We start from the raw sequence: 12738 nt of genomic DNA, 5'->3' as shown, positions 1-12738 counted from the left end.
TCAAGAAAATAGAGGAGAAAAAGGAGGAGGAAAATAAACCTACTTTTGATGTATCGAAAAAGAAAGAAAAAACACAATCTGATTCAACTAATGATGTCAACAGTATTGTTTCTGATGAAATGATTAAAAACTTTGAAAATAAGAAGGAAGTTTATCTTAATGAACCAGAGAATATAGCTAATAAACATACTAACATTGATAGTAAGTCGGATACTAACCATTCTGATAGGTTGCCAAAAACTGGAACAGTTAGCGAAATCTTCACGTTATTAGTTGCCGGAATAATATTTACCGTAGGTGCATTTCTTGGATTGAAGAAAAAAGATCAAGATTAAGACAAAAGCTATAGATAAAAAAAGGTTTATTTACTGTGATTAACTAGTGTGATGATGAAACAGTTTTGTGAAAATAGCCATTTTTAACTCAATTAGTTAGTTTGCTTTGATAGTGATACCCTTTTTGGATTTATGAATGGACTTAGTTTAGGTAAGTAATGAATTGATTGAAAGGGTTAGTATTGACAAATATGGATCACGTTGATTAGAAAATAGAGTCTACCAAAATTTAAATTATAAACCATGACATGAGAAAACGAGCATCTCCAAGAACGGAAATGCTCGTTTTTGAGATTTAGAAGCTAGTTTTTTATGTAGCTTCTTATTTTTGTAGTTTAAATTTATAAATCATTTTAGACAAGTTCACTGATTGAAGTGAAGTCACGATCCAAGCCTTCTGCAACTGGTTGGCTGGTGAGGTATCCTTGATAGGTTGTTACACCTTCAAGCAAGCCTGCGTTTTCAAGGATAGCTTTCTTAAATCCTTTTCCTGCCAAGGCTTCGATATAAGGAAGAGTCACATTTGTAAGGGCAATCGTAGATGTGCGAGCAACTGCTCCAGGAATGTTGGCAACGGCATAGTGAAGAACACCATGTTTTTCATAGACAGGTTCATCATGGGTTGTCACACGGTCAGCTGTCGCTATAACACCACCTTGGTCTACAGCAACGTCAACGATGACAGAACCAGGACGCATTTGTTTGACCATTTCATCTGTTACCAATTTCGGAGCTTTGGCACCAGGAATCAAGACAGCACCGATAACAACGTCTGCTTCACGTACACTTGCTTCGATATTAAATGGGTTAGACATCAAAGTTTGGATTTGGTGACCAAAGACGTCTTCCAAGACTGAGAGGCGTTTAGCGCTGATATCTAGAATGGTTACTTGAGCTCCCAAACCAAGAGCGATACGAGCTGCGTGCGTACCAACCACACCACCACCGATGATGGTTACTTTTCCTTTAGGAACACCAGGAACACCACCGAGTAGAACTCCTGAACCGCCAGCTTGTTTCGTCAAGAAGTGGGCTCCGATTTGGACTGCCATACGACCAGCAACCTCACTCATTGGAACGAGAAGAGGAAGTTGTCCTTGAATATCACGGACTGTCTCATAAGCAACCCCAGTTGTTTTAGCTGCAAGCATAGCATCTGCCAATTCTGGAGCAGCTGCCATGTGCAAGTAGGTGAAGAGAAGTAAATCCTCACGCAAGAACTGGTACTCACTAGCAAGCGGTTCCTTAACTTTAACAACCAATTCTGCAGCCCAGGCTTCAGCAGCAGTTGCGACAATTTCTGCTCCTTGCTTTTCATAGTCAGCATCAGTAAAACCAGATCCAAGTCCAGCATTTGTTTCGATGAGGACACGGTGGCCACGACCAACGAGACTTTGTACACCAGCAGGTGTCAAAGCAACACGATTTTCATTATTTTTAATTTCCTTAGGAATTCCAATTAGCATAGGATAACTCACTTTCTATTACGCTGTTTCAATTTATGTATCACATCATTCTTCAGAGTTTTTGTGATGACTTTATTGTATATGAAACCGCTTTAAAAGGCAAGGGAAATTATTGATTTGTATTGTATTTTTTGTTAAGCTTTTAGAAAATAAACTTAATTTAGTGAGGGAAAAGCTGCGTGATTATTTATGAAGATACCAATATAGATTCTTCTCTTATTCACTTTACATCGGCATTTAATATCTATGCGGGACGATGGGAGATTATTGGTGACTATAGAAGAAGGGAGGAGTATTTACAGTATTTGATTTCGCAATTATATGATTATTCAACTAAAAATAAATTCAATCTATATTTAGTATTAGGAGATGATTGCTTTAATGATAATACTAGAATATCCCAATATTATAAACTTTGGAAATTGCTAAAAAAGCAACACCTGGAAGTTAGGAATGCAATTTATTCTCAAGAGATTATGATTACGAAGAATGATAAAGTGAAATTTTTTGGTGGAATTCAAGTATTAGGTAGAGAGTCTGTTTCAGATATTGTTTCAATCTTGCTAGCAAAACAAACAGCTCATTTATTATTGTTGCCGGAGGGACTTAAAGTTACCACTTTTTTACAGTCAGGTTTTTCAAAAACAATAGCAGAAAATAGTGAGTATATTGAGAATGTGGTTGGTAGTGGTGGAATAGTTTTATTTCGTGAAGGCTATTTTGACGATAGGAACACAGGCTTTGTAGGTTTTGGAGGATTCCCCTTAATTACTAAAGATTTATTTGGAAAATAGGTAACAATAATTGGAAGTTTATGAGTGAAACTATGAGAGTAACATTTTTATAATGAGAAAATATCTTTGAAAGAAGTGTTTTTTCATTGTTCACATGAAAAACTTGTAAACCTATTTCTTTTATGTTATTCTTTTAGCAATCTATTTTGAGAGGTGCAATCATGGAATCACTATTTATCAAACTAGCCAAGTATCCAATTATCGAAACAGAACGCTTAGTACTTAGACCTGTAACACTTGATGATGCAGAAGCCATGTTTGAATATGCTTCAGACAAGGAAAATACGCGATTTACTTTTCCAACCAATCAAAGTCTAGAGGAAACTAAGAACAATATTGCCCAGTTTTATCTAGCCAATCCATTGGGACGATGGGGAATTGAACTAAAAAGTACTGGAGAATTTATCGGAACCATTGATCTGCACAAGATGGATACTGTTCTTAAGAAGGCAGCCATTGGTTACATTATCAATCAAAAATATTGGAATCAAGGTTTGACGACAGAAGCCAACAGAGCTGTAATTGAACTGGCTTTTGAAAAGATTGGGATGAATAAGTTGACGGCCCTTTATGATAAGGATAATCCTGCGTCAGGAAAAGTCATGGAGAAATCAGGTATGCACTTCTCCCACGAAGAACCATATGCTAGAATGGACTATAAAGAACTAGGACGAATTGTAACACGTGTACATTACATTTTAACCAAGGAAGATTATTTTGCAAATAAGTAAGCAGTTGAAAAGATTTTTCAGCTGTTTTTTCTTTCTCTTACGAATAAGCTAAGAGAGGAGAAAATATGGAAGAACTTATTGAGAAAATCAAAGAATATAAAATCATTGTCATCTGTGTTAGTTTGGGTTTGGTCTTGGGGGGATTTTTACTCCTAAAACCAGTCGCTCAAACACCTGCTAAGGAAAGTAATTTGCAGTCTGAAGTTACAGCTGTTTCAAAGGATTCGACGGATGAAAAGGAAGATGGAAATCAGAAGGAAGAAGTAGTGGATCAAGATCTGATTACTGTCGATGTCAAAGGCGCTGTCAAAACACCTGGAATCTATGATTTGCCAGTTGGAAGTCGAATCAATGATGCTGTTCAAAAAGCTGGTGGCTTGACAGATAATGCAGACAGTAAGTCTATCAATCTTGCTCAGAAAATTAGTGACGAAGCACTTGTCTATGTTCCAACTAAGGGAGAAGATACTAGTCAAGCAACACAATCAAATGCTTCTAACAGCAAGGAAAATAAGAAAGTCAATCTCAATAAAGCCAGTTTAGAGGAGCTTAAACAAGTCAAAGGATTAGGTGCTAAACGTGCTCAAGATATTATCGACCATCGTGATTCCAACGGTAAATTTAAGTCAGTTGATGAGCTCAAAAAGGTTTCTGGTATTGGTACAAAAACGATAGAAAAGTTAAAAGAGTATGTTACAGTGGATTAGTCGCTTTCCAATTCCAAAAATCTATCTTAGTTTTCTTTTGCTATGGTTCTACTATGCTATCTTTTCAGCGAGTGTCTTAGCACTTTTGGGCTTTGTTTTTTTACTGGTCTGCCTCTTTTTCCAATTTCCATGGAAGACGGTAACCAAGGTCCTCTTGATTTGCAGCATATTTGGGAGTTGGTTTATTTTTCAAAAATGGCAGCAAGAAGAAGCCAGTCGGAATCTTGTAGACACGGTTGATACAGTGAGAATATTACCGGATACCATCAAAGTAAATGGTGATAGCTTATCTTTTCGTGGCAAGGCTGAGGGCAGACTCTTTCAGGTCTATTATAAACTCCAGTCAGAAGTTGAAAAGGAAAAATTTCAAGATTTATCTGAACTACATGAAATGGTTGTGAAAGGCAAGCTAGCTAGTCCTCAAGGAGTCAGTAATTTTGCGGGTTTTGATTATCGAAACTATCTCAAAACACAAGGAATTTATCAGACTATGACCATATCCGAAATTGTGGAATTAAAGCAAATTTCCAGTTGGGATATTGGAGAAAATCTATCAAGTTTGCGGAGAAAAGCAGTTGTCTGGATAAAAAGGAATTTTCCCGATCCCATGCGCAATTATATGACAGGTCTTTTATTGGGACATTTAGATACAGATTTTGAGGAAATGAATGAACTTTATTCCAGCCTAGGGATTATTCACCTTTTTGCTTTGTCTGGAATGCAAGTGGGATTTTTCATGGATGCTTTTAAAAAGTCACTCTTGCGATTGGGCTTGACACAAGAGAAGTTCAAATGGCTAACTTATCCCTTTTCTTTGTTTTATGCAGGCTTGACAGGATTTTCAGCTTCAGTTATTCGTAGTCTTCTACAAAAGCTATTGGCTCAGCATGGCTTTAAGTCACTGGATAATTTTGCTTTAACGATTCTTATTCTATTTTTAATCATACCGAACTTTTTCTTAACTGCTGGGGGAGTTCTTTCCTGTGCGTATGCCTTTATTCTGACAATGACTGGTGAGGAAGTAGCAGGGATAAAAGGTTTGATTAGAGAGAGTTGTATTATTTCCTTGGGAATTCTGCCAATTTTATCTTTTTACTTTTCTGAATTTCAACCGTGGTCCATTCTTTTGACCTTTGCTTTTTCATTATTATTTGATATGGTTCTGTTACCACTCTTATCGATTCTCTTCTGTCTGTCATTTATATATCCCATCACCCAGTTCAACTTTCTATTTGAATGGCTAGAAAACATCATACGATATATTTCTCAGCTATCTACGAGACCTCTTGTTTTTGGTCAGCCGAGTCTTTGGATTTTAATCCTTCTTTTGATTACTTTAGCTCTCATCTACGACTATCGAAAGAATGTGAAAAAAATATCTATACTTGTTATAGTTGCCATCTCACTCTTTTTAGTAACCAAGCATCCACTAGAAAATGAAATCACAGTCCTAGATATGGAACAGGGACGAAGCATTTTCCTAAGAGACATGACAGGAAAGACCATACTACTGGATGTTGGTGAAAAGCTAGCAGTTGAAAAGAAAGAAGTCTGGCAGGAGAAAGCTATTACCAGCAATGCCAAACGTAGTTTAATTCCTTATCTGAAAAGTCGAGGAGTGGCCAAGATTGATCAGCTGGTTTTAACGACTAGTGATACTAAGCAGTTAGATCATGTGTTAGAAATGAGTAAAGCCTTCGAGCTTGAAGAGATCCTAGTAACTGAAGAAACATTATCTAAAAGAGAATTTATGGATAAGCTGAAGGAGAGAAAAGTCAACCTACGTTCAATTAAAAAAGGAGACAGCTTATTTGTTTTTGGGAGTAGTTTGGAAGTAATCGAAACTCAAAATAAGGATAAAAATGATTCAATTACAATGTATGGAAAGTTACTAAACCAAACCTTTCTAGTTACTGGAAATATAGAGGAGAAGTTTTTAACGAGTCATTATCCAAAACTCCAAGCAGATGTAGTGATAACTCATCAGCAAGCATCGAAGAAAAAGACAGATATCGAAATCTTCAAAAATGTACACCCAAAAATCACGGTTATTTCGGTAGACAAGAAGAAAAAATTCAAAGAAAAAAATGGGGAAAGTAACCAAGAACTTGGGAATTCTATATACCAAACGAATCAAAAGGGCGCCATTCGTTTCAAGGGATGGACTACTTGGAATGTTGAAACTGTTCAATAACGTTTTCAGAGAAAACTAAACATTAAAATTGTCTAAACAATCATTCAAGGCTTGATTTTGAATCCTGTTTACTATAAAATAGTTAAGATTGGTGTCAAACTTTTATATTGCAAATAGGAGAAAAAATGACAAAAACTTTGAAACGTCCTGAGGTTCTATCACCTGCAGGAACTCTTGAAAAACTAAAAGTAGCTGTTCAATACGGAGCAGATGCTGTCTTTATCGGTGGTCAGGCCTATGGTCTACGTAGCCGTGCGGGAAACTTTACTTTCGAACAAATGGAAGAAGGAGTTCAGTTCGCGGCTAAGTATGGAGCTAAGGTTTATGTGGCTGCCAATATGGTTATGCACGAAGGAAATGAAAAAGGTGCCGGAGAATGGTTCCGTAAGTTGCGTGATATTGGTATTGCAGCGGTTATCGTTTCTGACCCTGCCTTAATCATGATTGCAGCAACAGAAGCACCAGGACTTGAAATCCACCTTTCAACACAAGCTAGTGCGACCAACTATGAAACTCTTGAATTCTGGAAAGAACTTGGATTGACGCGTGTTGTTTTGGCGCGTGAGGTTTCTATGGAAGAGTTGGCAGAAATCCGTAAACGTACAGATGTAGAAATCGAAGCATTCGTACATGGTGCGATGTGTATTTCCTACTCTGGTCGTTGTACGCTCTCTAACCATATGAGTATGCGTGATGCTAACCGTGGTGGATGTTCACAATCTTGCCGTTGGAAATATGACCTTTACGATATGCCATTTGGTAAAGAGCGTAAGAGTCTTAAGGGAGAAATTCCTGAAGAGTTCTCCATGTCTGCGGTTGATATGTCTATGATTGACCATATCCCAGATATGATTGAAAATGGTGTGGACAGTCTTAAAATTGAAGGACGTATGAAGTCTATCCACTATGTTTCAACAGTGACAAACTGCTACAAGGCTGCCGTTGATGCTTATCTTGAGAGCCCTGAAAAGTTTGAGGCTATTAAGCAAGACTTGATTGATGAAATGTGGAAGGTGGCTCAACGTGAATTGGCTACAGGTTTCTACTATGGGACACCATCTGAAAATGAACAACTGTTCGGTGCTCGTCGTAAGATTCCAGAATACAAGTTTGTTGCTGAAGTAGTATCTTATGATGATGCAACGCAAACAGCAACTATTCGCCAACGTAACGTTATCAACGAAGGAGACCAAGTTGAGTTTTATGGCCCAGGTTTCCGCCATTTTGAAACTTATATCGAAGACCTTCATGATGCCAAAGGTAACAAGATTGACCGTGCACCAAATCCAATGGAACTTTTAACTATCAAGGTTCCACAACCAGTACAAGCAGGTGATATGGTCCGTGCTTTGAAAGAAGGTTTGATTAATCTTTACAAAGAAGATGGAACAAGCGTTACAGTTCGTGCCTAGATAAGGAAAGTCAATGGTTCAAGCTCATGGATTACTAGTAGATGATGAAAGCAGATGTGTTCATTACCATAGTGATAAAGATATCGTAGCGCTCCAGTGTAATGAGTGTAAGAAATACTATGCCTGTTATCAGTGTCACAATACGCTAGAGGAGCACACATTTTCTCCCTATCCTTTAAGACTTAAACAGAATAAACCTATCTTATGTGGTTCCTGTAAGACGACCCTAACTTATGAGGAATATACAGAGAAAGGAAACTGTCCTCACTGTAAAGCTGCATTCAATCCAGCTTGCCAGAGCCACCATTTATATTATTTTAAATAAGAAACGATAAATCCAAGTTGTAAAACTTGGATTTTTCTTTTCAGAAAAATAGGAAAGATAAGGAAAATAACCTGAAAAGACATTAAAATTTTCTATATGATTGTCTTGAAAATCGTAAAAATAGAAATAAATGATTAGAAACGCTTTCAATGCTAGTAAAAAGTTGACAAAAGCAAATTTTAGGACTAAACTAGGGAAGTAAATTTAATTTTAAAAAGGAGAATTCGTCATGAATTTAACATTTTTCGGTCTATGTCTTGCCTGTATGGGTGTATCTCTTGCAGAAGGATTTTTGATGAACGGTTTGTTCAAATCTGCAGCACGCCAACCAGATATCATCCCTCAATTGCGTAGTTTGATGATCATGGGGATTGCCTTTATCGAAGGAACTTTCTTTGTAACCTTGGCGATGTCATTCGTTATCAAATAGACAACTCTATTTAGAAATGGAGGTGTCAAACCATGGAAGAAAGTTTGAATCCAACCGTTAATATTGGACCAATATCCTTTGATTTGACCCTGCTTGCCATGTCTCTTGTAACTGTTTTGATGGTTTTTGCCTTTGTCTACTGGGCAAGTCGTAAAATGGCCATCCGTCCAAAGGGCAAACAGAATGCTCTTGAGATGATTTATGACTTTGTGATTGGTTTTACAAAACCAAACATTGGAGATTCATATATCAAGGATTATTCCTTGTTCTTGTTCTCTCTATTTCTGTTTATCTTGGTTGCCAACAATATTGGCTTAATGGCAAAAGTACAAACAACAAACGGTTATAACTTGTGGACTTCCCCAACAGCCAACCTTGGATACGATTTATCCCTCTCCTTATTGATCACTTTGATCGCCCATGTAGAAGGAATTCGTCGTAGAGGCGTTAAAGAATATTTGAGAGCATTTGTTACTCCTGGCTTTATGACTCCGATGAACGTTTTAGAAGAGTTCACCAATTTTGCCTCCTTGGCGATTCGGATTTACGGAAATATTTTCGCCGGTGAGGTCTTGGCAGGATTGTTATTAGCCTTGTCACAATATGCCTTTTATTGGTATCCTTTTGCCTTTATTGCAAACATGTTATGGACAGCCTTTTCAATTTTCATTTCATGTATTCAAGCGTATGTATTTACCATGTTGTCTTCTATGTACATTGGTAAAAAGGTAAATGGTGAGGAAGAGTAAGTAGAGGAGGATTAGAAGATGGATTTAACTATTAGTACCATTATCGGTGACTTTATTCTTATCGCTGGTTCCTTCCTTTTATTAATTTTTTTAGTTAAGAAATATGCTTGGGGAAATATTACCAGTATTTTGGATCAACGTGCTGAAAAGATTTCTTCAGATATTGATGGTGCTGAGGAAGCTCGTAAAAAGGCTGAGGAACTAGCAAGTAAGCGAGAGGCTGAGCTAGCAGGTAGCCGTACCGAAGCTAAAACGATTATCGAGAATGCAAAGGAAACAGCTGAAAAGAGCAAATCAGATATTCTGGCTGAAGCTAAGCTAGAAGCTGGTCGCTTGAAAGAAAAAGCTAACCAAGAAATTGCGCAAAACAAAGCTGAGGCTTTACAAAGCGTTAAAGGTGAGGTAGCAGATTTGACAGTTAGTCTAGCTGGAAAAATCATCTCACAAAACCTTGACGGTCATGCCCATAAAGAACTCATTGATCAGTATATTGATCAGCTAGGAGAAGCTTAATGGACAAAAAGACAGTAAAGGTAATTGAAAAATACAGCATGCCTTTTGTCCAATTGGTGATTGAAAAAGGAGAAGAAGATTCTATCTTCTCAGACTTGACCCAGATTAAGCAAGTCGCTGAAGAAACAGACTTGCCTTCTTTTTTGGCTCAGGTAGATGTTGATGAGTCTGACAAGGAAAAAACAGTAAGTTTCTTCCAAGATTCAGCATCACCATTATTACAAAACTTCATTCAAGTTCTGTTGTACAATCATCGTTCAAATCTTTTTTATGATGTGATTGTAGATTGTTTAAACCGTCTTGAGAGAGAAACGAATCGTTTTGAAGTAACGATTATGTCTGCTCATCCTCTAACGGATGAACAGAAAGACCGTTTGCTTCCAATTATAGAGAAAAAGATGTCTTTAAAAGTGCGTAGCATTAAAGAAGAAATCGACGATAGTTTAATCGGTGGTTTTGTTATTATCGCCAATCACAAGACAATTGATGTTAGTATTAAACAACAACTTAAAGTTGTTAAGGAAAATTTGAAATAGAAAGTGGTGTTCTTTTGGCAATTAACGCACAAGAAATCAGCGCTTTAATTAAGCAACAAATTGAAAATTTCAAACCCAATTTTGATGTGACTGAAACTGGTGTTGTAACCTACATCGGTGACGGAATTGCGCGTGCTCATGGCCTAGAAAATGCCATGAGTGGAGAGTTGTTGATTTTTGAAAACGGCTCTTATGGTATGGCGCAAAACTTAGAATCAACTGATGTTGGTATTATCATCCTTGGAGACTTTACAGATATCCGCGAAGGCGATACCATTCGTCGTACAGGAAAAATCATGGAAGTTCCAGTTGGTGATAGCTTGATTGGACGTGTCGTGGATCCACTTGGTCGTCCAGTAGATGGACTTGGTCCAATCGACACAAACAAAACTCGTCCAGTTGAAGCACCAGCTCCTGGTGTTATGCAACGTAAATCAGTATCAGAACCATTGCAAACTGGTTTGAAAGCTATTGATGCCCTTGTTCCAATCGGTCGTGGACAACGTGAGTTGATTATCGGTGACCGTCAAACAGGGAAAACTACCATCGCTATCGATGCAATCTTGAACCAAAAAGGTCAAGATATGATTTGTATCTATGTAGCGATTGGTCAAAAAGAATCAACAGTTCGTACACAAGTAGAAACACTTCGTCAGTACGGAGCCTTGGATTACACAATCGTCGTGACAGCGTCAGCTTCCCAACCTTCACCATTGCTTTTCCTTGCACCTTATGCAGGGGTTGCTATGGCGGAAGAATTTATGTACCAAGGTAAGCACGTATTGATTGTTTATGATGACTTATCTAAACAAGCGGTAGCTTATCGTGAACTTTCTCTCTTGCTCCGTCGTCCACCAGGTCGTGAAGCCTTCCCAGGGGATGTATTCTACCTTCATAGCCGTCTACTTGAACGTTCAGCTAAAGTTTCGGATGAATTGGGTGGAGGATCTATCACAGCCCTTCCGTTTATCGAGACACAAGCTGGAGATATCTCAGCCTATATCGCTACAAACGTAATCTCTATTACGGATGGACAAATCTTCCTAAGTGATAGTCTCTTTAATGCAGGTATCCGTCCAGCTATTGATGCGGGTTCTTCCGTATCTCGTGTTGGTGGTTCTGCACAGATAAAGGCCATGAAGAAAGTTGCTGGTACACTCCGTATCGACCTTGCTTCATACCGTGAGTTAGAAGCCTTCACTAAATTTGGTTCTGATTTGGATGCAGCTACTCAGGCTAAATTGAACCGTGGTCGTCGTACTGTTGAAGTATTGAAACAACCTGTTCACAAACCATTACCTGTTGAGAAACAAGTTACTATTCTCTATGCTTTGACCCATGGTTTCTTGGATACAATTCCTGTAGACGATATCGTTCGTTTCGAAGAAGAGTTCCATATGTTCTTTGATGCTCAACATCCTGAAATTTTGGAAACCATTCGTGAAACAAAAGACTTGCCAGATGAAGCAGTCTTGGATGCTGCGATTACTGAGTTTCTCAATCAATCAAGCTTCCAATAAGAATAGAGGTGTCAGATGGCAGTATCTCTAAATGATATTAAAACAAAAATCGCCTCAACAAAAAATACTAGTCAAATCACTAACGCAATGCAGATGGTTTCTGCAGCTAAGTTAGGTCGTTCTGAAGAAGCAGCACGTAACTTCCAAGTTTATGCACAAAAAGTACGTAAACTGGTTACAGATATCCTTCACGGAGATGGCGCTGGCGGATCAACAAACCCAATGTTGATTAGTCGCCCCGTCAAAAAAACAGGCTATATCGTCATTACATCTGACCGTGGTCTTGTTGGAGGATATAATTCTTCAATCTTAAAAGCTGTCATGGAAATCCAGCAAGAATACCATCCTTCAGGTGATGATTTTGAAGTCATCTGTATTGGTGGTATGGGAGCCGATTTCTTCAAATCACGCGGTATTCAACCAATCTATGAATTGCGTGGACTTGCGAGTCAACCGAGCTTTGATGAAGTTCGTAAGATTATCTCTAAAACGATTGAAATGTATCAAAATGAACTTTTTGATGAGCTCTACGTTTGCTACAACCACCACGTAAATACATTGACAAGTCAAATGCGTGTAGAACAGATGCTTCCAATCGTGGACTTGGATCCAAATGAAGCAGATGATAACTATAGCTTGACATTTGACCTTGAAACAAGTCGTGAAGAAATCTTGGATCAATTGCTGCCACAGTTTGCAGAAAGTATGATTTATGGTGCTATTATTGATGCCAAGACAGCTGAAAATGCTGCTGGTATGACAGCCATGCAAACAGCGACTGATAATGCCAAAAAAGTGATTAATGATTTGACAATCCAGTATAACCGTGCCAGACAGGCGGCGATTACACAAGAAATCACAGAAATTGTGGCAGGAGCTAGTGCCTTAGAATAGGCTCTAGTCCAGCTCGTATGAAAATGAACTTATACTTAATGAAAATCAAAGAGCAAACTAGGAAGCTAGCCGCAGGCTGTACTTGAGTACGGTAAGGCGACGCTGACGTGGTTTGAATTTGATTTTCGAAGA

At 38.1% G+C, this 12738-nt stretch carries 14 protein-coding genes; 13 read left to right on the top strand and 1 reads right to left on the bottom strand.

Going from position 1 to position 12738, the window contains the following annotated elements:
* The coding region (locus RQ973_RS07160; RefSeq protein ID WP_311523376.1) for an LPXTG cell wall anchor domain-containing protein at positions 1-335 on the top strand (335 nt) is incomplete at its 5' end.
* 353 nt (positions 336-688) lie between these two features.
* On the opposite strand, the gene ald is transcribed toward RQ973_RS07160, so the two are convergent.
* Entirely contained in the window at positions 689-1801 is a 1113-nt protein-coding gene (gene ald / locus RQ973_RS07155) for an alanine dehydrogenase (protein ID WP_311523375.1), read from the bottom strand.
* Positions 1802-1980: 179 nt separating this feature from the next.
* On the opposite strand from ald, the gene RQ973_RS07150 reads away from it, so the two are divergent.
* The 12 genes from RQ973_RS07150 (at position 1981) to RQ973_RS07095 (ending at position 12606) form a co-directional block, all read left to right on the top strand.
* The gene (locus RQ973_RS07150) at positions 1981-2595 is read left to right on the top strand and encodes a hypothetical protein (RefSeq protein WP_311523372.1); all 615 of its coding nucleotides are present in this window, start codon (positions 1981-1983) and stop codon (positions 2593-2595) included.
* 161 nt (positions 2596-2756) lie between these two features.
* Entirely contained in the window at positions 2757-3326 is a 570-nt protein-coding gene (locus RQ973_RS07145; RefSeq protein WP_311523371.1) for a GNAT family N-acetyltransferase, read from the top strand.
* 65 nt (positions 3327-3391) lie between these two features.
* The gene (locus RQ973_RS07140) at positions 3392-4033 is read left to right on the top strand and encodes a helix-hairpin-helix domain-containing protein (protein WP_311523370.1); all 642 of its coding nucleotides are present in this window, start codon (positions 3392-3394) and stop codon (positions 4031-4033) included.
* Positions 4017-6227: a ComEC/Rec2 family competence protein gene (locus tag RQ973_RS07135; RefSeq protein ID WP_311523368.1), complete on the top strand. Its 2211-nt coding sequence runs from the start codon at positions 4017-4019 to the stop codon at positions 6225-6227. The genes RQ973_RS07140 and RQ973_RS07135 overlap by 17 nt, the downstream gene beginning before the upstream one ends.
* 125 nt (positions 6228-6352) lie before the next feature.
* Complete coding sequence (locus tag RQ973_RS07130; protein WP_261049332.1) at positions 6353-7639, top strand: U32 family peptidase; 1287 nt, start codon at positions 6353-6355, stop codon at positions 7637-7639.
* Between the two features lie 13 nt (positions 7640-7652).
* Positions 7653-7964: a CHY zinc finger protein gene (locus tag RQ973_RS07125; protein ID WP_006148664.1), complete on the top strand. Its 312-nt coding sequence runs from the start codon at positions 7653-7655 to the stop codon at positions 7962-7964.
* 229 nt (positions 7965-8193) lie between these two features.
* Complete coding sequence (locus RQ973_RS07120) at positions 8194-8394, top strand: F0F1 ATP synthase subunit C (protein WP_001054551.1); 201 nt, start codon at positions 8194-8196, stop codon at positions 8392-8394.
* Between the two features lie 32 nt (positions 8395-8426).
* Entirely contained in the window at positions 8427-9143 is a 717-nt protein-coding gene (atpB, locus tag RQ973_RS07115; RefSeq protein WP_000392935.1) for a F0F1 ATP synthase subunit A, read from the top strand.
* Between the two features lie 18 nt (positions 9144-9161).
* Entirely contained in the window at positions 9162-9656 is a 495-nt protein-coding gene (gene atpF, locus RQ973_RS07110) for a F0F1 ATP synthase subunit B (RefSeq protein ID WP_000366310.1), read from the top strand.
* Positions 9656-10192, top strand: a complete 537-nt coding sequence (locus RQ973_RS07105; protein WP_311518313.1) for a F0F1 ATP synthase subunit delta — start codon at positions 9656-9658, stop codon at positions 10190-10192. Before atpF ends, RQ973_RS07105 begins: the two co-directional genes overlap by 1 nt.
* Before the next feature lie 14 nt (positions 10193-10206).
* Positions 10207-11712, top strand: a complete 1506-nt coding sequence (gene atpA, locus RQ973_RS07100; RefSeq protein ID WP_016465716.1) for a F0F1 ATP synthase subunit alpha — start codon at positions 10207-10209, stop codon at positions 11710-11712.
* Positions 11713-11727: 15 nt separating this feature from the next.
* Positions 11728-12606, top strand: coding sequence for a F0F1 ATP synthase subunit gamma (locus tag RQ973_RS07095; RefSeq protein WP_049549330.1), 879 nt, complete (start codon positions 11728-11730; stop codon positions 12604-12606).
* Positions 12607-12738: the final 132 nt, after the last annotated feature.

Source organism: uncultured Streptococcus sp. (assembly GCF_963511325.1).
In the GTDB taxonomy this organism is placed as follows: Bacteria; Bacillota; Bacilli; order Lactobacillales; family Streptococcaceae; genus Streptococcus.
This window is presented reverse-complemented; position numbering and strand designations above follow the sequence as displayed.

Excerpts from the sequence above, each read along its gene's own strand:
- ald (WP_311523375.1), bottom strand. The coding sequence starts at position 1,801 with ATGCTAATTGGAATTCCTAAGGAAATTAAAAATAATGAAAATCGTGTT.
- RQ973_RS07145 (WP_311523371.1), top strand. The coding sequence starts at position 2,757 with ATGGAATCACTATTTATCAAACTAGCCAAGTATCCAATTATCGAAACA.
- RQ973_RS07140 (WP_311523370.1), top strand. The coding sequence starts at position 3,392 with ATGGAAGAACTTATTGAGAAAATCAAAGAATATAAAATCATTGTCATC.
- RQ973_RS07135 (WP_311523368.1), top strand. The coding sequence starts at position 4,017 with ATGTTACAGTGGATTAGTCGCTTTCCAATTCCAAAAATCTATCTTAGT.
- RQ973_RS07130 (WP_261049332.1), top strand. The coding sequence starts at position 6,353 with ATGACAAAAACTTTGAAACGTCCTGAGGTTCTATCACCTGCAGGAACT.
- RQ973_RS07125 (WP_006148664.1), top strand. The coding sequence starts at position 7,653 with ATGGTTCAAGCTCATGGATTACTAGTAGATGATGAAAGCAGATGTGTT.
- RQ973_RS07120 (WP_001054551.1), top strand. The coding sequence starts at position 8,194 with ATGAATTTAACATTTTTCGGTCTATGTCTTGCCTGTATGGGTGTATCT.
- atpB (WP_000392935.1), top strand. The coding sequence starts at position 8,427 with ATGGAAGAAAGTTTGAATCCAACCGTTAATATTGGACCAATATCCTTT.
- atpF (WP_000366310.1), top strand. The coding sequence starts at position 9,162 with ATGGATTTAACTATTAGTACCATTATCGGTGACTTTATTCTTATCGCT.
- RQ973_RS07105 (WP_311518313.1), top strand. The coding sequence starts at position 9,656 with ATGGACAAAAAGACAGTAAAGGTAATTGAAAAATACAGCATGCCTTTT.
- RQ973_RS07095 (WP_049549330.1), top strand. The coding sequence starts at position 11,728 with ATGGCAGTATCTCTAAATGATATTAAAACAAAAATCGCCTCAACAAAA.